Raw genomic sequence first — 25,378 nt, forward strand, 5'->3', positions numbered from 1 at the left:
GGCCCGCACCCTTGCCTCGCCGGCGAGGGTGCGGTCATCGCGGCAGCGGCACGCCCGGGTCGGGCGCATGCCAGCCGCCGCCGATCGCCTGGACCAGCGAGACGGCGGCGACCTGCCGGTTGACGACGGCGAGGATATCCGTGTTGCGTGCCGCCAGCGCGGTGTTCTGCGCGACGATCACGCTCGAATAGGCGACGGTGCCCGCGCCATATTGGTTGCGCGCGATACGCTCGGCCGCATTGGCGGCGGTGGCGGCGGCCGCACGCTCGGTCGCGACGGTATCGAGTACGCGCACGGCGGCGAGCTGGTCCTCCACCTGCTGAAAGGCAGTGAGCACGGCCTGGCGATAGCTCGCCACCGTCTGGGCATATTGCGCGCGCGCCTGATCCACCTTGGCCGTACGCGCGCCGAAATCGAGCAGCGTCAGCGCGCCGGTGAGCCCCAGCGACCAGGCACTGCTCGCCACCCCGAACAACGCGCCCAGCGCCGAGGATTGCTGCCCGATCTGGCCGGTGAGCCCGATCGTCGGGAAGAAGGCGGCGCGCTGGACGCCGATATTGGCATTGGCCGCCGCCACGCCGCGCTCGGCCGAGGCGATGTCGGGCCGGCGTTCGAGCAGTTCGGCGGGTAGGATGGCGGGAACTTCGGGCACCGCGCGGTTCCAGGTCGCGGCCGGCGCGATCGAGAAGCTCGATGGATTTTCCCCCACCAGCACCGCGATCGCATGTTCGAGCAGCGCGCGCTGGCGCACCAGGTCGGCGGCATCGCCGCGTGCGTTGCGCAGGGCGGTCTCCGCCTGCAGCACGTCCGCGCGCGCCGATACGCCGGCATTGTAGAGGTTGGTCGTGATGGTCAGCGCGCGCTCATAGTCCACCACCGTGGCGTCGAGCGCGGCCTTCTGCGCCTCGATGCCGCGCAGCTGGACATAGTCGAGCGCCAGTTCGGCCTGGGCCGAGAGCGTGGCATTGGCGAGATCGGCTGCGCTCGCCTGCGCCTGTGCCCGCGCCTGCGACACGGTATTGCCGATCTTGCCCCAGAGGTCCGGCTCCCAGCTGGCCTGGAGGCCGAGCTGGATCGAGCCCGCGGGCTTGATGCTGCTGTTCGCCGCCAGGCCCCCGCTATCGTTCGCATTAGTTTGCAGGCTGACTGTGGGGAGCGCGGCGGCGCGCTGCTCGCGCACCAGCGCCCGGGCCGCGTCATAGGTGGCCTTGGCCGCCGCGAGATTCTGGTTGGAGACGATCACCCGCCGCTCGAGATCGTCGAGCACGGGATCGCCGAACATCGTCCACCATTCGCCCTTGGCCATGGCATCCGAAGGGGTGGCGGGGCGCCAGCCCGGCGCTTCCTTGAAGCTGGCGGGAACGGTGGCGATGCCCGGCCGCGCATAGGGGGGCGCCAGGTTGCACCCGGAGAGCAGCGCCGCGGCGAGCGCGGGCATGGCGAGCAGGGGGCGGGTTCGAGTCATGCGGGCTCCAGTCCGGGTTCGTCCGGGCCATGGCGCGCGAGCAGGCGTTCGTGCGGGCTGCGGCGGCGGAACCGGTCGAGGGCGAGGAACACCACCGGCGTGGTGAACAGGGTGAGGAATTGCGCGGCGACCAGCCCGCCGACGATCGCGACGCCCAGCGGCTGGCGCAGCTCGGCCCCTTCGCCGAAGCCGATCGCCAGCGGCAGCGCGCCGAGCGCCGCCGCGAGCGTGGTCATCACGATCGGACGGAAGCGCTGCAGCGCCGCCTCGCGGATCGCGTCGACAGGGGCGAGGCCGCGGCCGCGCTCGGCGTCCAGCGCGAAGTCGATGATCAGGATCGCGTTCTTCTTGACGATGCCGATCAGCAGGATGATCGCGATAAGCCCGATCACGTCGAGCTGCATCCCCGCCAGCATCAGCGCCACGACGGCGCCGACGCCTGCCGAGGGAATGGTCGAGAGGATGGTGATCGGGTGGATCGCGCTCTCGTAGAGGATGCCGAGCACCAGATAGATGGCGACGAGCGCGGCGAGGATCAGTAGCGGCATCGATCCCATGGACTGCTGGAGCAGCTGGGCATTGCCCGCGAAGCCGCCATGCACGGTGGCGGGCAGCCCGGCGCTGCGCTGGATGGCGATGAGTCGCTCCGCCGCCTGGCCGAGCGTGACGCCGTTGGGCAGGTTGAACGACACCGTGGCCGAAGGCTCGCCGCCCTGATGGTTCACCACCGCCGGCGTCGAATTGTTCTGCCAGCGCGCAATGGTGGAGATCGGCACGATGGTTGCGGGGGTGGTGTTCACTGCGTTGCCGGTCGAGGCGTCGCGGCCGGCGCCGGTGGTGGATACCGGTGCGGAGCCGGTCGCCGCCGCGCTGCTGCCTCCGGCAGGCACATAGGTGCCGTTCAGCGCCTCGGGCGAGGTGCTGAACTCGGGCGCGACGCCCAGCACGACATGATATTGGTTGAGCCCCGAATAGAGCGTCACTGCCTGGCGCTGGCCAAAGGCGTCGTACAGGGCGTTGTCGATCGCCTGGTTGGTGATCCCCAGCCGCGCCGCGGCGACGCGGTCGACCGTGAGATAGGTCTCCGACCCGCCGTCCTGCTGGTCGATATCGACATCGGTGAAGGTCTGGGGCTCGCGTTTCATCAGGTCGACGAGCTTGGTGCCCGCCGCGCGCAGCGTGACGGGGTCGTTGGCCTGCAGCGTGTACTGATAGCTGCTGTTCGCGCTGCGCCCGCCGGTCTGCAGGTCCTGCACGGGATTGAGGAAGGCCGTCACGCCGGTGATGCGGCCGAGCTGGGGGCGCAGCCGGTTGATCACGGTGCGGGCCGGATCGCGCTTGCCCTGCTTCAGCATGATGAACAGGAACGCGCCGCCCGTGCGCGATCCGCCGGTAAAGGCCACGACATCGGCCACCGCCGGATCGCGTTTCACCATGCCCACGATCTGGACGAGACGGGACTGTACCGCGGAAAAGGACATGCTCTGGTCGACATGCACGCCGCCCATCAGCGAGCCGGTATCCTGTTCGGGGAACAGGCCCTTGGGCGCCTGGACGATCAGCGCCACGTTGAGCGCCACCGTCGCGGCAAGCAGCGCCAGCGTGATGCCGCGATGCGCCAGGGCGCGGTCCAGCCCGTGGGAGTAGCGCGTGCGCACATGCTCGAAGCCGCGCTCGAACCATTGCGCGAAGCGCGGCGTGCGCTCCTCGCCGCGCAGCAGCAGCGCGGCGAGCATCGGGGTGGCGGTGAGCGAGATCACCAGGCTGATCGCGACCGCCACCGACATGGTCACCGCGAACTCGCGGAACAGCCGCCCGACCACCCCGCCCATGAACAGCAGCGGGATGAACACCGCGATCAGGCTCGCCGAGATCGAGAGCACGGTGAAGCCGACTTCGCGGGCGCCGGTGAGCGCCGCCTGCACCGGCTTCATCCCGCGCTCGATATGGCGGGCAATGTTCTCCACGACGACGATGGCGTCGTCGACGACGAAGCCGGTCGCCACGGTGAGCGCCATCAGCGAGAGGTTGTTGAGCGAGAAGCCCAGCATGTAGATCACCGCCACCGTGCCGAGCAGTGAAGTGAGCACCGCCATGGCGGGCACCAGCGTGGCGCGCAGCGAGCGCAGGAACAGGCTCACCACTCCCACCACCAGCAGCGTGGCGATCAGCAAGGTGATCTCCACTTCGCGCAGCGAGGCGCGGATCGTGGTGGTACGATCGCTGGCCAGGTGCAGCTTCACATCGGCGGGGATCGACGCCTGGAGCCGGGGGAGGGCCGCCTTCACGGCGTTCACCGTCGCGACGATGTTGGCGCCCGGCTGGCGGGTGATCACCACCATCACCGCGCGCTGGCCGTTGAACAGGCCCATGGTGCGCACATCCTCGGGCCCGTCATGGACATTGGCGATGTCCTCGAGCCGCACCAGCGTTCCGTTGCGGCTGGCGACGGGCAGGTCGCGGAAATCCTCGGCGCGCACGCCTGGGGTGTCGGCATAGATCTGCCAGGCCAGCCCGGCTCCCTCGATCAGGCCGCGCGGGCGGTTGGCGGCGCTGGCCGACAGGGCGGCGCGCACATCCTCCAGCGGGATGCCGTAGCGCGCCACCGCGAGCGGATTGACGTCGACCCGCACCGAAGGGAGCGCCGCGCCGCCCAGCTCGACATCGCCCACGCCCTCCACCTGGAGCAGCCGCTGCTGCACGATCGCCGAGACCGTGTCGAAGATCTCGGCCGGGCTGCGCCGGTCCGAAGTGAGCGCCAGGATCATGATCGGCGCGTCGGCGGGATTGACCTTGCGATAGGTGGGGTTGGTGCGCAGCGTCGAGGGCAGGTCGGCACGCGCCGCGTTGATCGCCGCCTGCACGTCGCGCGCGGCGCCGTCGATGTCGCGGCCCAGGTCGAACTGCAGCGTGATCCGCGTCGATCCGGTGGAGGAGGCGGACGTCATCTGCGTCACTCCCGCGATCGTGCCCAGCCGCTTCTCCAGCGGAGCGGCGACGCTGGAGGCCATGTTCGACGGGCTGGCGCCGCTCAGCGTGGCGGTGACGCTGATCGTCGGCAGGTCGATCTGCGGCAGGGGAGATACCGGGATCGAGAGCGTCGCCGCCACGCCGGCCAGCATCAGCCCCAGCGTCAGCAGCAGCGTGCCGACCGGCCGGCGGATGAAGGGGGCGGAGAGGTTCATGCCGCCGCCGGAGCCTCCGCAGGCGGCGGGCGCCGCCCGAAACGGGCTCCCAGTCGCTCGAATGCCAGGAAGATCACCGGCGTGGTGAACAGGGTGAGCAGCTGGCTGACGATCAGGCCGCCGGCGATGGCGAGGCCGAGCGGCTGGCGCAGCTCGGAGCCCATGCCGGATCCGAAGATCATCGGCAGCGCGGCGAACAGCGCAGCGAAGGTGGTCATCAGGATCGGGCGGAAGCGCAGCCGGGCCGCCTGGCGGATCGCGGCATCGGCCTCCATCCCTTCCTCGCGCTGGGCCCGGATCGCGAAGTCGATCATCATGATCGCGTTCTTCTTGACGATGCCGATCAGCAGCACGATGCCGATGATCCCGATCACGCCCAGCCCTTCGCCCGACAGGATCAGCGCGAGCAGCGCGCCGACTGCGGCGGCGGGCAGGGTGGAGAGGATGGTCAGCGGGTGGATGAAGCTCTCATAGAGCACGCCCAGCACGATATAGACGATCACCACCGCCGCCAGGATCAGCCAGAACTCGTTGCCGAGCGAGCTGCGGAACGCCTCCGCAGCGCCCTGGAAATGGGTATCGAGCGACGTGGGCACGCCGATCCTGGCCTCCACCCGCGCGACGGCGTCCACCGCGGCGCCCAGCGAGACGCCCGGCGCCGGATCGAAGCCGATCGTCGCGGCCGGGAACTGGCCGACACGGGTGATGAGCAGCGGCGCGGTGCCCTTGTCGAAGCGCGCCACGGTGCCGAGCGGGACCGAGCTGCCGCTCGATGTGGGGACATAGAGGCTGTTCAGCGCATCCGGCGAGGTGAGCATGCCCGGCTGGCTCTCCAGGATCACGCGATACTGGCTGGCGGCGGTGAAGATCGTCGAGACGATCCGCTGGCCGAACGCGTCGTAGAGTGCGCTGTCGATCGTCGAGGCGCTGATCCCCAGCCGCCCGGCGCTCTCGCGGTCGATGATGACCGTCACCGCGCGGCCCTGGTCGAGCACGTCGGACGTGACGTTGGCGAGCGCCGGCTCGCGGCGCAGCGCGGCGGTCAGCCGTTGCGCCCATTGGTTCACTTGCGCCTGGTTCGCACCCTGGAGCGCGAAGCGGTAGCGCGTCGGCCCGCCCTCCGAATCGATGGTGAGGTCCTGGACCGGACGGAAATAGACCTGCACGCCGGGAATGCCGCGGGCGCGCTCCGCCAGCCGCTCGAGCAGCGCGGCTTGGCTGCCGCGCTCGGACTGAGGCTTGAGGTTGATCAGCATCCGCCCCTGGTTGAGCGACGGATTGACGCCATCCACGCCGACATTGCCGCTCAGGCTGTCCACGTCCGGATCGCGCAGCACCGCGTCGGCCACCTGGGTCTGGATCGCCTGCATCCGTGCGAACGATGCTTCCTGCGGCCCGATCACCACGGCCTGGAGCTGGCCGGTATCCTGTTCGGGGAACAGCCCCTTCGGAATGGCGAAGGCGAGCAGGGCAGTGAGCGCCAGCGTGCCGGCGAAGAGCAGCAGCACCAGCCGCTGGCGCTCGAGCACCCAGGCGAGGCCGCGGGCATAGCCGTGCGCCACCCGGTCGAACGTCGCGAGCGACCAGCGGACCGGCGCGATCAGCCGCTCTTCCGATTCGCGCCGCAGCCAGCGGCCCGAGAGCATCGGCACCAGGGTGAGCGCGACGCCGGCCGAGATCACGATCGTCACCGACAATGTCACCGCGAATTCGCGGAAGAGCCGGCCGACCACGTCCCCCATGAACAGCAGCGGCACCAGCGCGGCGATCAGGCTGACGGTGAGCGAAACGATGGTGAAGCCGATCTCGCCCGATCCCTTGAGCGCGGCCTGGAGCGGCGTGTCGCCTTCCTCGATATGGCGCTGGATATTCTCGATGACGACGATCGCGTCGTCGACGACGAAGCCCGCGGCGATCGTCATCGCCATCAGCGTGAGATTGTTGATCGAATAGCCGAGCTGATACATCGCGGCAAAGGCGCCGACGAGCGATAGCGGCACGGCGAGGCTGGCGACGAAGGTGGCGCGCGGGCTGCCCAGGAACAGGAACATCGCCAGCGTCACCAGCACGACCGCGAAGGCCAGCTCCATCTGCACGTCCGCCACCGAGGCGCGGATGCCGGCGGTGCGATCGGTGAGCAGCGTCACATGGACGTCGGGCGGAAGCTGCGCCTCGAGCCCGGGCAAGGTCGCCTTGATCGCGTCCACCGTGGCGATCACGTTGGCGCCCGGCTGGCGCTGGACGTCGACGATCACTGCCGGCGTGCGGTTCATCCAGGCGGCGAGGCGCACATTCTCGGTGGAATCGACCACGTTGGCGACGTCGCTCAGCTTGACCGGCGCATTGTTCCGCCAGGAGACGATCAGGTCGCGATATTCCTGTGCGGTGCCGAGCTGGTCGTTGCCGTCGATCGACCAGGAGCGCGTGGGGCCGTCGAAGCTGCCCTTGGCGGCGTTGGCGTTGGCGGCGGCGATTGCCGTGCGCAGCGTCTCGCTCGAGAGCCCGTACGATGCCAGCGCCTGGACATTGGCCTGGATGCGCACCGCGGGCCGCTGGCCGCCCGAGAGCGTGACCAGGCCGACCCCGCTCATCTGGGCGATCTTGGCGGCAAGGCGCTGGTCGGCCAGGTCCTCGATCTGGGCCAGGGTGCGGGTGCGCGAGGTGAGGCCGAGCGTCACGATCGGCGCGTCGGCGGGATTGACCTTGGCGTAGATGGGCGGGGCGGGCAGGTCCGACGGGAGCAGTGTGCCCGCCGCGTTGATCGCCGCCTGCACTTCCTGCTCCGCCACGTCGAGCGACAGGTCGAGCTTGAACTGGAGCGTGATGACCGAGGCGCCGGCGGAGGATTGCGACGACATCCGCGCCAGCCCCGCCATCTGGCCGAACTGGCGCTCGAGCGGGCTGGTGACGGTGAGCGCCATCACGTCCGGGCTGGCGCCGGGATAGAGGGTGCGCACCTCGATCGTCGGGTAATCGACTTCGGGCAGCGCCGACAGCGGCAGCACCCGATAGGCGACCAGCCCGGCGAGCAGCACCGCCACCGCCAGCAGCGTGGTCGCCACCGGCCGCAGGATGAAGACGTGCCAGGGGCCCGCCCGCTCGACTGGGCCGGGCTGTTCGTCCGCGCTCACTGGTCCGCGCCGTGCCGGTGCCTGTGCCCGCCACCGGGCTGGCCGGTGCCCCCGCTGCCGCCGCCAGCACCCTGCTTGCCCGGCAGCGAGACGCGGGCGCCGTCATCCAGGGTATCGGCGCCGTCGGTTACCACCGCCGCGCCTTGGGGGAGCCCGCTCGCCACGATGATGCTGGTGCCGTCGCTCGGTCCCAGCTTCACCAGGGTGAGCTTCACGGTGCGATCGGGCTGGATCACGAAGACGAAATCGCCATTCGCGCCGTGCCGCACCGAGTTGACGGGCACGGCGAGCCCCTGGTGCACGGTGCCGATCTCGGCCGAGACATTGACGAACTGGCTGGGGAAGAGCGCGCCGCCGCCATTGCCGAAGCGCGCCTTCGCCTTCACCGTGCCGCTGGTCGGGTCGATCTGGTTGTCGAGCGTCAGGAAGCGGCCCTGGGCGAGCGTGGTGGCCCCCGTGGAATCGGTGGCGCTGACGGGCATGTCGCCGCCGCTGGCCAGCCGCGCCTGCAGCGTCGCGATCTGGTTCTGCGGCAGGGAGAAGGTCACGTCGATCGGGTCGATCTGGGTGATCACTGCGAGCCCGGTGGTGTCCGAGGGCGTCACGTAATTGCCGATATCGACCTGGCGCAGGCCGATCCGTCCGCTCACCGGCGCGCGGATCGAGGTATAGGCCAGGTTGAGCGCGGCCGTGCCGATCGCCGCGCGGTCGGCGCCGATCGTGCCGTCGAGCTGCTTGAGCGTCGCCGCCTGGGTCTCGACCTGCTGGCGTGCGATCGAATCCTGGGCAAGCAGCCCCTGGTAGCGCTTCAGATCGGTCGCCGCCATGTCGCGCTGGGCGAGGTCGCGGGCAAGGTTGGCGCGCGCCTGGGCCAGGGCGAGCTTGTAGGGGCGGGGGTCGATCTGGGCGATCAGCTGCCCCTTCGTCACCATCTGCCCTTCGGTGAAGTGCAGGCTGAACAGCGTGCCGGCGATCTGGGTGCGCACCGTGGCGGTGGTCAGCGGCTGGACGGTGCCGATCGCCGCCAGCCGGATCGGCATGTCGATCCGCCCGACATGCGCGACGCCGACCGTGATCGGCTGGCCCGCGCCGCGGTGCCGCCCGCCCGAGCCGCCTTCGCGGGAGGCGTTCCATCGCCAGGCAGCGAAAATGACCAGGAGAAGGACAAGGACGATGCCGATGGCGCGCCAGCGGGGCGAGGTCAGCTTGAAGCCTGTCACCAGCGCACCTTTCGTGCTGTCAGGTTGTTCCGGGGATATTAGACGCGCAATGCAACTGCGGGTCTAGGTGCAAATATGTATCAAAATTGGGAAGGTTCGGAAGCTGTTCGGATGTTGATTTTCCGGCAATTTCCTCCGGATCGGAACTATTCCGTCGGCGATTATGTCGCAATTTTTCTCGCGGCACGGGGCGTGCATGCCATTTGCCGACACATGGGGCGCCCGGAGAAAGTGAACGTGCCGGCCGGGCGGTGCGCAGGACGTAAATTACGCTATTCGCCATGACCCGCGCTCGCGTGGAAATTCGCGCGTTCGCGAGCGCCAAGGCGAGCAGCGTCGACGGAAGGACCCCCATTCGGCGCGACGATCGTCCGGGCGCTAACTATCCTGATAATACGGATTTTGCCGAGGTCGCGAATCGACGATAGTTTAATCCGCCTTGTAATAATCTGCCGCTTGCCGAGAGAAATTCTCGTGGAACCTCAATAGCGAGGTAAGGTAAATGGCGATCGATACTGGCAAGATTTTCGTTCCCGCCCGCCGGACTGCCCGTCTGTGCGTCGTGGCAAGCGCGCTGGTGGCTGCTCCGCCGGCATTTTCCTCCACGCAGGGTACGCTGGGCGCCACTTCGACGGGTTCGGTCAGCATCACCGCAAGCGTCGCGAACCGCGCGCAGATCACCGGCCTGACGGACATATCCTTCTCGGCCGTCGATCCGGCCACCGCCGCGACCAGCGCGCAGAGCGACTGCGTGTGGAGCAACACGGCAACCAAGGGATACAGCATCACCGCGACCGGCAGCGGCACCAGCGGGGCGTTCACGCTCGCCAACGGCTCGCTGACCGTGCCCTATTCGGTGCAATGGGCAGCGAGCACCGGGCAGACCAGCGGCAGCGCGTTGACCGCGGGAACCGCGCTCGGGGGGCTGACCACGACCGCCGCCAACCCGACCTGCAGCACCGGCGCAGCGACGACTTCGAGCCTCATCGTCTCGATCTCCGCGCCGAACCTGCAGGGGATGGAGGCGGGAGTCAGCTATACGGGCACGCTGACCCTGCTGGTAACGCCGCAATAGCCCCCGGGCGATCAGGAAGGGTTCGGCCATGCAGGGTCGCTCCCATTCCCGATCCACGGCGGCGGGGGTGCTCGCAACGCTCCTCCTGGCGGCGATGCCGGTGCCGGCCTTCGCCCAGAACGTGCAGATAACCCAGCTGAGCGACGTGTCGTTCGGCGCGATCACGAATGTCGGCGTCGATCAGGTCCGGAGCCAGTCGGTGTGCGCCTATAGCGGGCTGCTGGGCGGCCGCTATTCGCTGACGGCGACCGGTTCCGGCGCCGGCGGCGCGTTCACGCTCTCCAACGGGGCGAGCGTGCTTCCCTATGAAGTCCAGTGGAACACCTCCGCCGGGCAGAGCTCGGGCACCAATCTCGTATCGGGCGCGGCACTGACCGGGCAGACGGTGCTGTTGAGCTGCCCGCTTCTTCAGGTCACCAATTCGAGCCTCATCATCATCCTGCGCGGTGCCGCGCTGACCACGGCCACCGCCGGGAATTATAGCGGCACGCTCACGATCATGCTCGCGGCGAACTGATGCGGATGCGCCGCGCGATCGGCGTTGCGCTGCTCTCGCTGCTGGCCGCGGCGGGCATCGGTGCCATTCCCTCGGCGGCGGCGCAGGGCAACCGGCAGGCCGGCGGCGTCGAGGGGCGCGGGCCCTCGCCGGCAGGCCCGGCCAGGCCCGTGATGGTGACGGCCGCGATGCCGAGCGACTTCGCCGACCTCGCCCAGGCGCAGAGGCTCGTCGCCGATGTCTTCTTCGGCGGCGTCCGGATCGGGCAGTTCGACATCGAGGCGAAGCCCGGAGAGGTTCGCTTCGCCCGCCCCGCAAGCGTCGTCGCGGCGATACCGAATGTCGCCGATGCCGGGGCCGTCACGCATGCCCTGACCGGCGCGCTGGATGCGAACGCCCGGTTCCTGTGCGCGGACACGTCCAGCCCTTGCGAGACTCCGCACCCCGAAGCGGCCGCGATCGTTTTCGATCCGCGGCGTTTCCGCATCGACCTCTATCTGAACCCGAATCTGCTGGCGATCCGTGCGGCGACCGTCGATCGCTTCCTCCAGCCCTATAGCAAGGGCCTCTCGTTCGTCGACGTTGTGGGCGGCGCCATTGCAGGCGGCGACGGGCAGGCGGTCAATTACAACATCTATAACCGCGCGATCATCGGCGCTGGAAATACCCGCCTGATTTCAGAGGCTTCGGTTTCGTCGGGGCGGGGCCTCGACGTCGATACGCTCGCGGTTCAGCGCGACAGCCCCGGCACGCGGTACAGCGGGGGGCTGTTCTACGCGCCCGGCGCCGATCTGGTCGGGCGCAGGCGCATTCTCGGCGTCGGCATCGCTTCCCAGTTCGACACGCGTGCCGATCGGATGCAGCTGTTCGGCAGCCCGCTCGTCGTCTTCCTCGGCCAGCGATCGCGCGTGGATATCTATGTCGAGGGCCGCCTGGTGAGTTCCCAGAGCTTCGAGGCCGGCAACCAGACGCTCGACACTGCCGCACTTCCGGACGGCTCCTATCCGGTCGAGCTCCGCGTTCAGGAGGCGAGCGGGGCGACGCGCACCGAGCGGCGCTTCTTCACCAAGAGCACTGCCATCGCCCCGGTCGGGCATCTTGCCTTCTTCGCCAATGCGGGCCTGCTGGCCGTGGATCGCAAGGACAAGTGGCTGTCGGTCTCGCACGTGCCCCTGCTGACGGCGGGACTGGCGGGGCGCGCCGGCCCCACCATTGCCTGGGACGCGACCGTGATGCTGACCGATCGCAAGGCGCTGAGCGAAGTCGGCGTGACCTATCTCGCGCCCAATTTCCAGACTCGCCTCGCGGTACTGGGCTCGAGCGCGGGCGACTATGGCATTGTCGGGCAGGCCGGTTCGACGACGGGCGGCGCGTTCGGCTATAATTTCGACCTGCGCTATGTTCACAGCCGCGATCGGGCGCCGTTGATCCCGCTCGCCGACTATGTCTATGACAATTTCTCGTCGCCTAACCCTGTTATCCAAGGTTTTCAGGGAGCTAGCGCCAGCTTTGCCCAAGCGATCGGAAATATCTCCTACTATGTCGGCGGCGGGCAGATCGGCGTCAGCGCCTATCTGCGGCATGACGAAGGACGCCCCACATCCTATGCAATCGGCCCATCGGTGCGATGGACGGTATTGCGGCGGCGGCAGTTCCAGCTGACCTTCAACGGCACATATGCCGCGACGAACCATGGAAAATCCGTGGCATTTGGCCTTCAGTTTCAGGTGTTTCGTCCAAGATCCTCATTCAGTGTGCAAACTGGTTTCCAAACCGGCCTCGGCGAGCGGCAGCGGCGGCTCGACGATGTCGAGGAAGTGTCGGCCTCGATCCATCGCAGCGGCGTTCTGGGCGGCGAATTCGATGCAGCGGGCACCGTCCAGCATAGCGGCGACGGCACAGTGCTCCAGGCTTCCGCCAGCGAGCGCAATGCCACGGGCTTCGCCTCGGCGAGCGTGGTCCATCGGATCGGGGGCACGGGCAGCGCCAGCCAATATGCCCTGACCGCACAGACTTCGCTCGCCGCGGGCGGAGGGATCTTCCACATCGGCGCGCGCGACCAGAATGACAGCGTGATCAGCGTGCGGGTGCGCGGCACTGCCCGCAACGCGCGCTTCGTGGTGCTGGTCGATGACGCGCCCCGCGGCGAACTCGCCGCCGGCGAGCATCTGAACCTGGCGGTCACGCCCTATCGGCGGTACAAGGTCAGGATCCGTCCGGCCGGCAGCGAACTGGTCAGTTTCGACGCGCAGACCCGATCGGTCGACGTCTATCCGGGCACCGTCGCGGTGCTGGACTGGAAGGCGAACGCGGTGCTGGCGATGTTCGGGCGGCTGACCTGGCCCGATGGCAGCCCGGTCGCCAATGCCGATATCGTCACGGACGGAGCCATCGCCGCAAGCGACATGCGGGGCTATTTCCAGTTGCAGGCGCCGGGCGATGCGCAAATCGTCGTGCACGCAACCGACGGCCGGACATGCCGGGCGAAGCTCAGCGCGAAACCATCGCAGAACGAATATTCCGCAATCGGAGACGTCCAATGCAGACCCTGACGCGTTTTCTCACCAGCACGCGCATCCTTGCGGCCGCAGCGTCCATCGGGCTCCTCGCCCTGCCTGCCAGGGCGGGGATCGTGCTCAGCCAGGCCGTGGTCGATATCCTGCCCTCGGGTGCGATCGCGCAGGACATCGACATATGGAACGACGGGACCGAAGTCTCCTATGTGACGGTCGAGCCCGCCGAGATCGTGTCTCCCGGCCACCCGGGCGAAACCAGGACGCCGATCACCGATCCTGGCGCAGGCGGGTTGCTCGTCACCCCGCAACGGCTGATCCTCCAGCCAGGCGAGCACAAGCTCATCCGCATCGCGGCGATCGTGCCGCGCGGGGCGACGGACCGGATCTACCGCGTCGCCGTCAAGCCGGTCGCGGGGCCCGTCAGTGCGCCGGTCACCGCGCTGAAGCTGCTGATAGGCTATGACGTGCTCGTCATCTATCGTCCCGCGCAGCCGACGGTGAAAGTGGTCGGGGAGCGTAACGGCAACGTGCTGACCCTCCGCAATGCCGGCAACAGCAATGTCGAGATCTATGAAGGAAAGCAGTGCGATCCCGCGCGTCCGGCAGTGTGCGTGACGCTGCCTGCGAAGCGGCTCTATGCCGGGCAGGTCTGGCAGCAGACGCTGACCATGGCCGGGCCGGTCGACTATCGGATCGCACAGGGGCCGCAGAGCATGCAGCAGCGGTTCTGAACGGGAACCCGGGGCGTGCAGGATGGCAGGCGCGGCATATTTCAGCCGCTGGTGACCCCTACGAGAATCGAACTCGTGTTTTCGCCGTGAGAGGGCGACGTCCTGACCGCTAGACGAAGGGGCCGTTAGCGCTGCGGAAGCGGGCAATTACGGGGCAGCTGCATGCCCGTCAAGCGCCTTCCGGGGGCAGGGGCAATTTTATTTCGCGATCGGTGGCCTCACCCCGCGACCGGCAGGCGCAGCGCGCCGTCCGGCTCGTAATGCACTTCGCCGTACGCCGTCACCGCGACCAGCGGCAGCGGGGCATAGAGGTGCGGGAACAGCTGGCCGCCACGCGAGGGCTCCCAGCGCACCGCATCGCCCATGGCCTCCAGATCGACGGCGGCAAGCCACAGGCCGGCCTGGCCGGAGAAATGCTTGCCCAGCGTCTCCTCCACCTGCGCAGCGGTGGAGAGGTGGATATAGCCGTCCGCCAGGTCGATGGGCGCGCCCTCGAACACGCCTTCATGCTCCAGGACGTGCATCTGATCCGCGGTAAGGATCTTGTAGGCGATATTGTCGGCCATGGCGTTTCCTGAGCCTTGCTGCGCCCCGGCAAGGGCCGGGACCCGGTCTCGACGCAGCGAGTGAGGCGCGTCAACCTCTCGAGCGACATTGCAACCGGACCCCGGCCTTCGCCGGGGCGCAGTCATGCCAATACGGTCCTACTGCCCGTCCTCGGGCCCTTGTGCGAGATCCTCGCCGGTGGTGCCGTCGGGGGTCGGGTCGCCGGCGATGGGGCCATCGCCCAGCTCCGCCTCGGCATCGCCTTCGCTTTCCTCGATCCGCGCGGCGGAGACGACATGCTCGTTGTCCGCGACGTTGAACAGGCGCACGCCGGCCGAGCCGCGGCCGATCACGCGCAGGTCGCCCAGCGACATGCGGATCATCTTGGCCTGGTCGGTGACCAGCATCAGCTGATGCCCCTTGCTTGCCGGGAAGCTTGCCACCACCGGGCCGTTGCGGCCGATATTGTCGATATTGGTAATGCCCTGGCCGCCGCGGCCGGTGCGCCGATACTCATAGGCCGAGCTCAGCTTGCCATAGCCATTGGCGCAGACGGTGAGGATGAACTGCTCGCGGTTCTTGAGTTCCTCGAAGCGATCGGCTGCCAGGTCGGGCTCGCCTTCCTTCTCGGCCTTCCACGGCGCGAAGCGGAGATAGGCCTCGCGCTCCTCGCTGGTGGTGCCGACGCGGTGGAGGATCGACAGCGAGATGACTTCGTCGCCCGTCGCCAGCTTCATGCCGCGCACGCCGGTGGAGTTGCGGCTCTGGAACTCGCGAACGTCGTCGGCAGCGAAGCGGATGGCCTTGCCCTGGCGGGTGGCGAGCAGCACGTCGTCGCCCTCGTCGAGCAGCGCCACGCCGATCAGCCGGTCATCGGCGTCCTCGCCTTCGAACTTCATCGCGATCTTGCCGTTCGAGGGCACGTTGTTGAACGCGTCCATCGAATTGCGGCGCGCCGAGCCCTTGGCGGTGGCGAACATCACATGGAGCTTGCCCCACTCGCTCTCGTCCTCGGGCAGCGGCAGCACGGTGGAGATCGTCTCGCCCGCCGCCAGCGGCAGGATGTTGATCATCGGCCGCCCGCGCGTGGCCGGGCCGCCCTCGGGCAGCTTCCAGACCTTCATGCGATAGACCTTGCCCAGGGTCGAGAAGAACAGCACCGGCGTGTGCGTCGAGGTGACGAACAGCTCGGTAACGGCATCCTCGTCCTTGGTGGCCATGCCGGCGCGGCCCTTGCCGCCGCGATTCTGGGCGCGGAACGTGTCGAGGCTGGTGCGCTTGATGTAACCCTGCACGGTCACGGTGACGACCATGTCCTCGCGCTCGATCAGATCCTCGTCCTCGATGCCGTCGGCGGCCGGAGCGATCTCGGTGCGGCGCGGCGTGGCGTAGAGGGCGCGGACCGTGGTCAGCTCCTCCACCATCACTTCGTAGAGCTTGGCGCGGTTGCCCAGGATCTCGAGCAGCTCGGCGATCGAATCGGCCAGTTCCTTCAGCTCGTCGCCGATCTCGTCGCGGCCGAGCGCGGTGAGGCGATGGAGGCGCAGGTCGAGGATCGCCCGGACCTGGGCGTCGCTCAGGCGATAGACGTCGCCGGTGATCTCGGTTTCCACCGCCTCGACCAGCTTGATGTACTGGGCGATCTCCGCGATCGGCCATTCGCGCGCGAGCAGCTTGTCGCGGGCATCGGCCGGGCTCGACGAACCGCGGATGATGCGGACGACTTCGTCGAGATTGGTGACCGCGATCACCAGGCCGAGCAAGATGTGGGCGCGCTCGCGGGCCTTGGCCAGCTCGAACTTCGAGCGGCGGGTGATGACCTCCTCGCGGAACTTGACGAAGGCCTGGATGATGTCCTGCAGGTTGAGCAGTTCCGGGCGGCCGCCGCGGATCGCCAGCATGTTGGCCGGGAAGCTCGACTGGGCGGGCGTATTCCGCCAGACCTGATTGAGCACGACCTCGGGCGTAGCGTCGCGCTTCAGGTCGATGACGATGCGAACGCCCTCGCGCGACGATTCGTCGCGGATGTCGCTGACGCCTTCGATGCGCTTGTCCTTGGCGGCTTCGGCGATCTTCTCGACCAGCGCGTTCTTGCCCTGCTGGTAGGGGATTTCGGTGAGCACGATCGAACGGCGGTCGCCGCGCTGCTCGAACTCGTGGCGCGAGCGCACGATGATCGAGCCGCGGCCCGTCTGATAGGCATTGCGGCAGCCCGAGCGGCCGAGGATCAGCGCGCCGGTCGGGAAGTCCGGGCCGGGTACGATCTCCATCAGCTCCTCGAGCGTGAGCAACTCGCGCTGGCCGAGCATGCTCTTGATGTGCTCGAGGCAGGCATCGACCACTTCGCCCAGATTGTGCGGCGGGATGTTGGTCGCCATGCCGACCGCGATGCCGCCGGCGCCGTTGACCAGCAGGTTGGGGAAGCGGGCGGGGAGGACCGCGGGCTCGCTCTCCGAACCGTCATAGTTCGGGACGAAGTCGACCGTGTCCTTCTCGATATCGTCGAGCAGCGCCGAGGCGACCTTGGCGAGGCGCGCTTCGGTATAGCGCATCGCGGCGGGCGGATCGGGGTCCATCGAGCCGAAATTGCCCTGGCCGTCGATCAGCGGCACCCGCATCGCCCAATCCTGGGCCATGCGCGCCATCGCGTCGTAGATCGAGCTGTCGCCGTGCGGGTGGTATTTACCCATCACGTCGCCGACCAGACGGGCCGACTTGCGATAGGCGCGGCCGGCGACATAGCCGCCTTCCTGCGCGGCGTAGAGGATGCGGCGGTGGACCGGCTTCAGACCGTCGCGAACGTCCGGGAGCGCGCGCGCCACGATCACGCTCATCGCGTAATCGAGGTAGCTCGTCTTCATCTCGTCGACGATCGAGATCGGCGTAATGTCGGAGGGGTCGTCGGCGAGGATGGTCTCGTCGGTCAAAGGATCACGCTTTCGGGTTCTTGAGTGTGTCGTACGGCTCTAACGATGCCGATGCATCCTGCCAACCCCGCGCCCGCGCGCGCCCGCGTGAGGAGCGGAAACCCGTGGATAAGTCGCGCCCGAGGCGAGGGGGTTGACTCTAAGTCTACCTAGGTAGATTTATTGTCCCATGGTTCGGAACCGCTCACTTTCGCCGGCAGCTCGCAACCTTCTCGCCATCCTGCTGGAGGCGGGGGAGAATTGGTCGCACGGCTATGCGCTGGGCCGGGCGGCCGGAATAAAATCGGGCACGCTCTATCCGCTGCTGATCCGGCTGGAGGGGCAGGGGCATCTCGAAGCGCAGTGGCAGCCGCCGAGCGAGCCAGGGCGGCCGGCGCGGCACGCTTACCGGCTCAGCGCGGATGGCCGGGCCCTTGCGCGCGAGCTGCTGCGCGGCGTGGCACCGGCGCTGGCGGGGAAGCCGGCATGATCCGCCTGCTGGCGATGGCGCTCGTCGACCTTGCCGCGGCGCTGCTGCCCGCGCGGCTTGGTCATTGGGGCGAGGCGATGCGACGCGAGACCGGAGAGATTGCGGCGCCGGCGGAAGCCCTCCGCTTCGCGTTCGGTTGTCTGCGGGGCGCGATCGGCGAGGCGATGCGGGTTCATGGAGGAGACGGGGCGATGTGGCATGGAAGAGGGTGGGTGGGGTTTTGCGCGATCGGCGCGACCGGATTGGGGATCGCGTACATGGCGATCGGCGGCGCGCCGTTCGGCTATCCGCTGCGTAACCTCGCGGCGCTGCTGATCGGCTTCCTTGCTGTCGGGATCGTCACGCACCTGCCGCGCACGCGGCTGCTCGCGGCGGGACCGGTCCTGCTTGCGCTCGGGCTGTTCTTGCTCGCGGCCAGCCTGCTCGGCGTCTCGAACGAGGGTGCGACGCGCTGGATCTCGATCTACGGGCTCAGCATCCAGCCGAGCCTCGTCCTGGTGCCGGTGCTGGCGATCGGCTTCGCCGCCGTGCGGGACCGGCTTTCGATGCTGGGCGTAATCGCTGCGGCGGGCGCGCTGGCGCTGCAGCCCGACCGGGCGATGGCGGGCGCGCTCGCCGCCGGACTCGCCGCGCTGGCACTGGTCCGCCCTGAGCGGAAGGTTTGGCTGGCACTGCTGGCTGCCAGTGCCGGCTCGGTCGCCACGCTGCTCCAGCCAGACGTGCAGCCGGCCATGCCCTTTGTCGACCAGATCCTGTTCACTGCCTTCGCCGTCCACCCGCTCGCCGGGCTGATGGTGGTGGCGGGATCGCTGCTGTTGCTGGTGCCGGCGCGTGCCAGGTGGGGTCGCGATCCGGGCTACGCAGTGTTCGGGGCGCTGTGGCTGGCGATCGTGCTGGCGGCGGCGCTGGGCAATTATCCGACGCCGCTGGTCGGCTATGGCGGGAGCGCGATCGTCGGCTATCTGCTGAGCATGCTGGGCCTGCCCAAGGCGATCGGCGCTACGGACGGGGTGGCGGACCTGCCGCGGCGGGAAGCGGAGCACGGGGTGCTGCGAACGAGCATCGCTTGAGAAGCTGGCCGGCGGCGGAGCGGGAGGAGGGCGCCCCGTCGCCGGCACTTGGGGGATGGGGCTGTGCCGGCCCAGTCCCCTAAGGCATCGCTTGGCTCAGTGCTTCGTCGTGCCGGTGTGCGGCAGGCGGATCACATATTGGCCATCGGCCTCGATGCCGGTGCTGTCGTCTTCCACCTCGCTGGTCACCAGCTTGCCGAGGTTCGCGAGCGCGCCGAGCATGCCGAAGTCGGCGCTGAACGGGCGGCCGCGCGGATCGCGGCGCGGCGCGGGCCGGGCGTTCCGCGGGTCGCGGCGGCGCGGTGGCGGCGCCATCCGCGCCATTCGGTCGGCGACCGAGGCGGCGTCGCTCGCCCGGCCGAATTCGCGCCACACGACCTGGAATCCTACCGGCACTTCGCTCCACTCGCCGCCTTCGGGGCGGACCAGGTCGCGGCCGCAATGGTGGCAGACCGCGAAGTCGAGCCCCTGGTTGTGATGATGGATGGTGCCGGCGGCATGGCCCATCACGCTGCAACGGATACGCATCTCACTGCACTCCCTTGGATCTGCTGCCGCGCATCCGCAGGCGAAATTCGGCCAGGGCGCGGAAATGCTCGTCGCCGCTTTCGAGGGCGAGCGCCGGGTTCCATATCTCGAAACTGTCGCCGGCGCCGACGAACAGGGCGAGGTCGCCGATGCGGCCCAGATGGCGCATCGCAGCCGGGATGCGCAGCCCCTTGGCGTCGCGTCGCATCCGTTCGGAAAGGCCGAAGATGTCGCGCATCCGGCGATAATGGTCGCGGGCTTCCGCGCCTTGTTCCTCCTCGGCCAGGCGACGGCGCTCGGCACGCTCGGCGAGCGTGGCAAGGTGCGCGCGGTCATAGCCGACCAGGCAGCTGTCCGCCTGGTGCTTGGCGACGATGATCTCGGGGCTGGCTTCGGGAGGCAGCGCGGCTGCGAGAAAGGCCGGGACGGCGACGCTGCCGTCCGCATCGACCTCGCAGAGCTCGCTACCATGGTAAAGGGCATTCATGGGCATCGACTCGTCAGAAAGGGGTGATTCTGTTCTGGTAAGTCACTGAAACCACATATGGTTTCCTTGCTTGCCTTATGTTTGCCATAATAGCGCCTAATTCTGATCCGCCGATGAACCGTTCCGTTTCGTCGGCGAAATGTTTATTGCCGTTAACCATGATGTGAACGATCGGTAATGAAGCCGCCATTCAGGAGAGCACCCGTCCGAGTCCGCGCGTAGGGAAGAATCCTGAGCCCAAGGACTTGAAAATTGTGGACAACGCTCTCCACGGGTGGCGCTGCCGAGAGCGGCTCCCTACACTTGGGCCATGCATTCCGGCTTCGTTCCGCTTCGGGTCTTCTCGTCCTTCACCATGCTGGAGGGCGCGATCGAGCCGAAGGCGATCGCCAAGCGTGCGAAGGAACTGGGTTTTCCGGCGGTCGCGGTGGCGGATCGCAACGGCCTCTACGCCTCGATGAGCTTCGGCGATGCCTGCATCAAGTCGGGTATCCAGCCGATCATCGGCAGTTTGCTGGCGGTCAAGCGGCCCGACATGCCGGACGGTGTCGCGGCGCCGATCGACTGGCTCGCGCTCTATGCGCAGGACGAGGCCGGCTATCTGAACCTGTGCGACCTCGTCTCGATGGCGCATCTCGATCGCCCGGTCGAGGAGGATGCGCACATACCCTTCGACGCGCTGGAAGGGCGGACCGAGGGGCTGCTCTGCCTCACTGCCGGTCGCGAGGGGGCGCTGGCGCGGCTCTATGCCGAGCAGCAGTACATTGCGGCGGATTCCTATGCGCGCCGGCTCGAGGCGCTGTTCCCCGAGCGGCTCTATGTCGAGATCGTCCGCCGGCTCGACGAAGTGGAGGGCCGGGCCGAGCCCAAGCTGCTCGACCTCGCCTATGACCGGAACCTGCCGCTGGTCGCGACCAACCCGAGCTGCTTCGCCGAACCGACCTTCCATGAAGCGCATGACGCGATGCTGTGCATCGCCAACAGCTCCTATGTGGCTTCCGACGATCGCCCGCGCTCCTCGCCCGATGCGTGGATGAAGCCCGCGAACGAGATGAAGAGCCTGTTCGCGGACCTGCCCGAGGCCGTCGCCAACACGCTCGTCGTCGCCCAGCGCTGCGCCTATGCCGCGCCGAAGCGCAAGCCGATCCTGCCCAGCCTGGCCGGCGACCGCGAAGGCGAGGCGGCGATGCTGCGCGAGCGTTCGTGGCAGGGGCTGGCGAAGCGGCTGGAAAGGGCCGGCATCACCGATCCGGCCGAGCGCGAAGTCTATGACAAGCGGCTGCAGTTCGAGCTCGACGTCATCATCCAGATGGGCTTCCCGGGCTATTTCCTGATCGTCGCCGACTTCATCCAATGGGCGAAGGCGCACGACATCCCCGTGGGGCCGGGTCGCGGCTCGGGCGCGGGCTCGGCGGTCGCCTGGGCGCTGACCATCACCGATCTCGATCCGCTGAAGCTCGGCCTGCTCTTCGAGCGCTTCCTCAACCCGGAACGCGTCTCGATGCCCGACTTCGACATCGACTTCTGCGAAACCCGGCGTGGCGAGGTGATCCGCTACGTGCAGCAGAAATACGGCGCCGATCACGTCGCGCAGATCATCACCTTCGGTACGATGAAGGCGCGCGCGGTGGTCAAGAACGTCGGCCGCGTGCTGCAGATGAGCTATGGCCAGATCGACCGCCTGGCCAAGCAGATCCCGAACCACCCGACCGATCCCTGGACGCTGGAGCGCACGCTGAACGGCGTCGGCGAGTTCCTTGCCGAGTATAACGCGCACAAGGACATCAAATATCTGGTCGACCTCTCGATGCGGCTCGAGGGGCTGCCGAGCCACTCGTCGACGCACGCCGCCGGCGTGGTGATCGGCGACCGGCCGCTGTCGCAGCTCGTGCCGCTCTATCGCGACCCCCGCTCGGACATGCCGGTCACCCAGTTCGACATGAAATATGTCGAAGGCGCGGGTCTGGTGAAGTTCGACTTTCTCGGCCTCAAGACGCTGTCGGTGCTGAAAAAGGCAGTCGAGCTGCTCTCCGACCGCGGCATCGACGTCGATCTGGACGCGCTCGCCTGGGACGACACCGAAGTATATGACCTGCTCCAGCGCGGCGACACGGTGGGCGTGTTCCAGCTGGAATCGGAGGGCATGCGGCGCACGCTGACGGCGGTGCGCCCGACGAATTTCGGCGACATCATCGCGCTCGTCTCGCTCTATCGTCCCGGCCCGATGGACAACATCCCGAGCTTCGGCCACCGCAAGGGCGGGCGCGAGGAGATCGTCTATCCGCACGACCTGCTCGAGCCGATCCTGAACGAGACCTATGGGATCTTCGTCTATCAGGAGCAGGTGATGCAGGCCGCCCAGATCCTGGCTGGCTACAGCCTGGGCGGCGCGGACATGCTCCGCCGCGCGATGGGCAAGAAGATCAAGGCGGAGATGGATGCCCAGCGCGAGACCTTCGTGAAGGGCTGTGCCGAGCATAACGGGATCAAGCCGGCCAAGGCCAACGAGCTGTTCGACCTGATCGACAAGTTCGCCGGCTATGGCTTCAACAAGTCGCACGCCGCTGCCTATGCGCTGCTCGCCTATCAGACGGCCTGGCTCAAGGCGCACCATCCGCACGAATTCTTCGCCGCCTCGATGGCGTACGACATCCACCAGACCGACAAGCTGGCGATCTTCGCCGACGACATGAAGCGGCTGGGCGTCGCCTGCCTGGGGCCGGAGATCAATTGCAGCCAGGCGGACTTCTTCGTCGAGAAGACCGAGGACGGCCTCGCGGTGCGCTATGCGCTGGGCGCGCTGAAGGGCGTGGGCGAGCGCGCGATGGAGCTGCTGGTCGAGGAGCGCGAGGAGCGCGGCGCGTTCAAGTCGCTCGACGATTTCGCCAAGCGCGTCGACCCCCGGCTGCTCAACAAGCGCCAGGTCGAGACGCTGGCGGGGGCGGGGGCATTCGATGCGCTCGACGACAATCGCGCCGGGGTGTTCGCCGCGGCGGAGACGATCCTGGCAGTCGCGCAGCGCACCTGGTCGAACAAGACCAGCGGGCAGGGCGGCCTGTTCGGCGAATCCGAGCCGAGCGGCGGCGCGATCCAGCTGCCGCAGAGCGCGCACTGGTCGCTGGCCGATCGGATCGGGGCCGAGCGCGACGCCTTCGGCTATTATTTCTCCGCGCACCCGCTCGACCGTTTCCAGCATCTCGCCAAGAGCTTTGGCGCGCGCGAGATCGCGACCCTGGGCGAATTGGACATCCCCGCCGGCGCGCGTGTCGGCGCGACGATCGCGGCGCTGGTCGAGGATTGCCGGCCGCGTACCTCCGCACGCGGCAACCGCTATCTGATGGCGACGATCTCGGACAAATCGGCGCAGACGCTGGCGACCTGCTTCGAAGACAGCGCCGCCAAGGACCTGGAGGATTGCGCCCGCGCCGGCGGTTGCGCGGTGCTGACCGTCGAGCTCGACAAGCGCCCGGGCGAGGATACGCCGCGCGTCTCGATCAAGCGCGTCCAGCCCTTCGAGGGGCTGGCCAACACGGCGCGGCTGGTGCTCGACGTCGCGATCGACGATGTCCGCGCCGTGCCGGTGCTCGCCGGCATCATCGGCGACCAGCGCGGCGGACGCGGCGAGGTGCTGGTGCGCGTGGGCATTCCCGGCGGCGAGGCCGAACTGGTGCTGGGCCGCGACTTCCGGCTGGACGGCGAGCTTGCCCAGAAGATCGAGAATGTGCCGGGCGTTCGCTGGGCGACGCTCAAGAGCGCGGCCGCGAAGCTGGCCGAGGCGGCTTAGTCCGCCCTGCTCCCCTCCCTTCCAGGGAGGGGAATGCGCATGCGGTGTCCGACATCCTTCCTTACATTCCCCGCTCTCGACACCCGCGCGCTTCGCGGGTTACGCTCTCGAAAAATCGGTATGGAGAGCCGGATGCTTGGAGGAATGCAGGATTTCGAGCTGCGCGTCACGACGCTGCTCGATCACGCCGCGCGCGAGCATTGGGGGCGCGAGATCGTCACCCGCTGGGCGGATGGCAGCGAGACGCGCACCACCTGGGCCGGCATCGCCCGCGATGCCCGCAAGCTGGCCCAGGCGCTGGAGCGGCTCGGCGTGCGGAAGGGCGACCGGGTCGCCACGCTGGCGATGAACCATGGCCGCCACCTCGTCACCTGGTACGGCGCCGCCGGCATGGGCGGGTTGGTCCACACGATCAATCCGCGCCTGTTCGAGGATCAGCTGGTCTTCATCGGCAACCATGCCGAGGACAAGGTGCTGTTCTACGATCGCGCCTTCGCGCCGCTGGTCGAGCGATTGAAGCCGCACTGGAAGACGATCGAGCATTATTATTGCTTCGACAGCGACGGGCCGGACGGGTTCGAGGCGCTGCTGGCCGCCGAGGACGGCAATTACAGCTGGGTGACGGGCAGCGAGCGCGAGCCCTGCATGATCTGCTACACCAGCGGCACCACCGGCAATCCCAAGGGCGTGACCTATACCCACCGATCGAGCGTGATCCACGCCCTTGCCGAAATGCAGCCCGACGTGTTCGACCTTTCGGCCCGGGCGGTGGCGATGCCGATCGTGCCGATGTTCCATGCGGTCGGCTGGGGCCTGCCCTGGGCGGGCGCCGCGGCGGGGATCAAGTTCGTCTTCTCGGCGGTCAACGATCCGCTGGTCCTGTGCGAACTGATGAACCGCGAGAAGGTGACGCACACCGCCGGCGTGCCCACCGTCTGGTTCGCGATGTTCCAGCACATGGACGCCACCGGCGAGGAGCCGGCGTTCCTCAGGATCGTCACCATCGGCGGGTCGGCCGCGCCGCGCGCGATGATCGAGCGGCTGATGAAGATGGGTATCCGCGTGAACCATGCCTGGGGCATGACCGAGACGAGCCCGATCGGCACGATGGGCGCGCCCTCGTGGAACTGGGACGAACTCAGCTTCGAGCAGCAGGTCGATCAGGTCTGCAAGCAGGGCAAGGTTCCCTATGGTGTCGAACTGCGCGTGGTGGACGACGAGGGCCGGGTGCAGCCGCGCGACGGCAAGAGCTCGGGCCGGCTGCAGGTGCGCGGGCCGTGGATCGTCGAACGCTATTTCAAGGCGGACGAGTCCGCAGTCGATGCCGACAACTGGTTCGACACGGGCGACGTGTCGGTCCTCTATCCGGACGGCACGATGCAGATCACCGATCGCGCCAAGGACGTGATCAAGTCGGGCGGCGAGTGGATCAGTTCGGTCGATCTGGAAAATGCCGCGGTCGGCTGCGCGGGCGTGGCCGAAGCGGCGGCGATCGGCGTGCATCACCCCAAATGGGAGGAGCGGCCGATCCTGCTCGTGGTCCGCAAGCCGGGCAGCGGAGTGACGGCGGAAGCGGTGCAGGCGCATCTCGCGCAGCACGTCGCCAAATGGTGGCTGCCCGACGAGGTGCTCTTCGTCGAGAGCCTGCCGCACACCGCCACGGGCAAGCTGCTCAAGACCGCGATCCGGGAACAATATAAGGATTTCAAGCTGGCCGCGGCCTGAGAATGCCGCCCCTCCCCCCGGAA

At 68.1% G+C, this 25,378-nt stretch carries 16 protein-coding genes and 1 tRNA gene; 8 read left to right on the forward strand and 9 right to left on the reverse strand.

Annotation, left to right across the window (positions count from 1 at the left end; all coding sequences use genetic code 11):
* Positions 1 to 34: 34 nt before the first annotated feature.
* The 4 genes from FHR20_RS06650 to FHR20_RS06665 are packed head-to-tail and all read right to left on the reverse strand — an operon-like array spanning position 35 to position 9,001.
* Positions 35 to 1,465: an efflux transporter outer membrane subunit gene (locus FHR20_RS06650; protein WP_167298764.1), complete on the reverse strand. Its 1,431-nt coding sequence runs from the start codon at positions 1,463 to 1,465 to the stop codon at positions 35 to 37.
* Positions 1,462 to 4,650: an efflux RND transporter permease subunit gene (locus FHR20_RS06655; protein ID WP_167298765.1), complete on the reverse strand. Its 3,189-nt coding sequence runs from the start codon at positions 4,648 to 4,650 to the stop codon at positions 1,462 to 1,464. The genes FHR20_RS06650 and FHR20_RS06655 overlap by 4 nt, the downstream gene beginning before the upstream one ends.
* Complete coding sequence (locus FHR20_RS06660; RefSeq protein ID WP_167298766.1) at positions 4,647 to 7,781, reverse strand: efflux RND transporter permease subunit; 3,135 nt, start codon at positions 7,779 to 7,781, stop codon at positions 4,647 to 4,649. The genes FHR20_RS06655 and FHR20_RS06660 overlap by 4 nt, the downstream gene beginning before the upstream one ends.
* Positions 7,778 to 9,001: an efflux RND transporter periplasmic adaptor subunit gene (locus tag FHR20_RS06665; RefSeq protein ID WP_208413426.1), complete on the reverse strand. Its 1,224-nt coding sequence runs from the start codon at positions 8,999 to 9,001 to the stop codon at positions 7,778 to 7,780. Before FHR20_RS06665 ends, FHR20_RS06660 begins: the two co-directional genes overlap by 4 nt.
* 502 nt (positions 9,002 to 9,503) lie before the next feature.
* Between FHR20_RS06665 and FHR20_RS06670 the strand changes: the two genes are divergently transcribed.
* The 4 genes from FHR20_RS06670 to FHR20_RS06685 all read left to right on the forward strand — a co-directional run bounded on the left by FHR20_RS06670 (position 9,504) and on the right by FHR20_RS06685 (position 13,819).
* Positions 9,504 to 10,076: a hypothetical protein gene (locus FHR20_RS06670; protein WP_167298767.1), complete on the forward strand. Its 573-nt coding sequence runs from the start codon at positions 9,504 to 9,506 to the stop codon at positions 10,074 to 10,076.
* A 67-nt stretch (positions 10,077 to 10,143) separates the two neighbouring features.
* Positions 10,144 to 10,593 carry a hypothetical protein gene (locus FHR20_RS06675; RefSeq protein ID WP_167298768.1) on the forward strand — a complete coding sequence of 150 codons (450 nt, stop codon included), beginning with the start codon at positions 10,144 to 10,146 and terminating at the stop codon, positions 10,591 to 10,593.
* Positions 10,593 to 13,124, forward strand: a complete 2,532-nt coding sequence (locus FHR20_RS06680) for a TcfC E-set like domain-containing protein (protein WP_167298769.1) — start codon at positions 10,593 to 10,595, stop codon at positions 13,122 to 13,124. Before FHR20_RS06675 ends, FHR20_RS06680 begins: the two co-directional genes overlap by 1 nt.
* Positions 13,112 to 13,819, forward strand: a complete 708-nt coding sequence (locus FHR20_RS06685; protein WP_167298770.1) for a fimbrial biogenesis chaperone — start codon at positions 13,112 to 13,114, stop codon at positions 13,817 to 13,819. Before FHR20_RS06680 ends, FHR20_RS06685 begins: the two co-directional genes overlap by 13 nt.
* A gap of 49 nt (positions 13,820 to 13,868) precedes the next feature.
* Here FHR20_RS06685 and FHR20_RS06690 read toward each other — a convergent pair.
* The 3 genes from FHR20_RS06690 to gyrA form a co-directional block, all read right to left on the reverse strand.
* A tRNA-Glu gene (locus FHR20_RS06690) sits at positions 13,869 to 13,943 on the reverse strand.
* 94 nt (positions 13,944 to 14,037) lie between these two features.
* Positions 14,038 to 14,385 (reverse strand): DUF952 domain-containing protein, encoded by a 348-nt coding sequence (locus FHR20_RS06695; RefSeq protein WP_167298771.1) that lies wholly within the window; start codon positions 14,383 to 14,385, stop codon positions 14,038 to 14,040.
* A gap of 138 nt (positions 14,386 to 14,523) precedes the next feature.
* On the reverse strand, positions 14,524 to 17,292 hold the full coding sequence (gyrA, locus tag FHR20_RS06700; protein WP_167298772.1) for a DNA gyrase subunit A: 2,769 nt from the start codon (positions 17,290 to 17,292) through the stop codon (positions 14,524 to 14,526).
* A 169-nt stretch (positions 17,293 to 17,461) separates the two neighbouring features.
* Between gyrA and FHR20_RS06705 the strand changes: the two genes are divergently transcribed.
* On the forward strand, positions 17,462 to 17,761 hold the full coding sequence (locus FHR20_RS06705) for a PadR family transcriptional regulator (protein ID WP_167298773.1): 300 nt from the start codon (positions 17,462 to 17,464) through the stop codon (positions 17,759 to 17,761).
* The gene (locus FHR20_RS06710; protein WP_167298774.1) at positions 17,758 to 18,831 is read left to right on the forward strand and encodes an FtsW/RodA/SpoVE family cell cycle protein; all 1,074 of its coding nucleotides are present in this window, start codon (positions 17,758 to 17,760) and stop codon (positions 18,829 to 18,831) included. Before FHR20_RS06705 ends, FHR20_RS06710 begins: the two co-directional genes overlap by 4 nt.
* A gap of 96 nt (positions 18,832 to 18,927) precedes the next feature.
* Here FHR20_RS06710 and FHR20_RS06715 read toward each other — a convergent pair whose 3' ends face one another.
* Both FHR20_RS06715 and FHR20_RS06720 read right to left on the reverse strand, forming a co-directional pair.
* Positions 18,928 to 19,359, reverse strand: coding sequence for a hypothetical protein (locus tag FHR20_RS06715; protein WP_167298775.1), 432 nt, complete (start codon positions 19,357 to 19,359; stop codon positions 18,928 to 18,930).
* 1 nt (position 19,360) lies between these two features.
* Positions 19,361 to 19,846 (reverse strand): hypothetical protein, encoded by a 486-nt coding sequence (locus FHR20_RS06720; protein ID WP_167298776.1) that lies wholly within the window; start codon positions 19,844 to 19,846, stop codon positions 19,361 to 19,363.
* Between the two features lie 310 nt (positions 19,847 to 20,156).
* On the opposite strand from FHR20_RS06720, the gene dnaE reads away from it, so the two are divergent.
* Entirely contained in the window at positions 20,157 to 23,630 is a 3,474-nt protein-coding gene (gene dnaE, locus FHR20_RS06725) for a DNA polymerase III subunit alpha (RefSeq protein WP_167298777.1), read from the forward strand.
* Between the two features lie 132 nt (positions 23,631 to 23,762).
* Complete coding sequence (locus FHR20_RS06730; RefSeq protein WP_208413427.1) at positions 23,763 to 25,355, forward strand: long-chain fatty acid--CoA ligase; 1,593 nt, start codon at positions 23,763 to 23,765, stop codon at positions 25,353 to 25,355.
* The last annotated feature ends 23 nt before the right edge of the window (positions 25,356 to 25,378 follow it).

It is taken from the genome of Sphingomonas leidyi, from assembly GCF_011761945.1.
GTDB lineage: Bacteria > Pseudomonadota > Alphaproteobacteria > Sphingomonadales > Sphingomonadaceae > Sphingomonas > Sphingomonas leidyi.

Coding starts and splice junctions, on each gene's coding strand:
- FHR20_RS06685 (WP_167298770.1), top strand. CDS start 13,112: ATGCAGACCCTGACGCGTTTTCTCACCAGCACGCGCATCCTTGCGGCC.
- FHR20_RS06710 (WP_167298774.1), top strand. CDS start 17,758: ATGATCCGCCTGCTGGCGATGGCGCTCGTCGACCTTGCCGCGGCGCTG.
- FHR20_RS06730 (WP_208413427.1), top strand. CDS start 23,763: ATGCTTGGAGGAATGCAGGATTTCGAGCTGCGCGTCACGACGCTGCTC.
- dnaE (WP_167298777.1), top strand. CDS start 20,157: ATGCATTCCGGCTTCGTTCCGCTTCGGGTCTTCTCGTCCTTCACCATG.
- FHR20_RS06695 (WP_167298771.1), bottom strand. CDS start 14,385: ATGGCCGACAATATCGCCTACAAGATCCTTACCGCGGATCAGATGCAC.
- FHR20_RS06650 (WP_167298764.1), bottom strand. CDS start 1,465: ATGACTCGAACCCGCCCCCTGCTCGCCATGCCCGCGCTCGCCGCGGCG.
- FHR20_RS06720 (WP_167298776.1), bottom strand. CDS start 19,846: ATGAATGCCCTTTACCATGGTAGCGAGCTCTGCGAGGTCGATGCGGAC.
- FHR20_RS06670 (WP_167298767.1), top strand. CDS start 9,504: ATGGCGATCGATACTGGCAAGATTTTCGTTCCCGCCCGCCGGACTGCC.
- FHR20_RS06705 (WP_167298773.1), top strand. CDS start 17,462: ATGGTTCGGAACCGCTCACTTTCGCCGGCAGCTCGCAACCTTCTCGCC.
- FHR20_RS06680 (WP_167298769.1), top strand. CDS start 10,593: ATGCGGATGCGCCGCGCGATCGGCGTTGCGCTGCTCTCGCTGCTGGCC.
- FHR20_RS06715 (WP_167298775.1), bottom strand. CDS start 19,359: ATGCGTATCCGTTGCAGCGTGATGGGCCATGCCGCCGGCACCATCCAT.
- FHR20_RS06655 (WP_167298765.1), bottom strand. CDS start 4,650: ATGAACCTCTCCGCCCCCTTCATCCGCCGGCCGGTCGGCACGCTGCTG.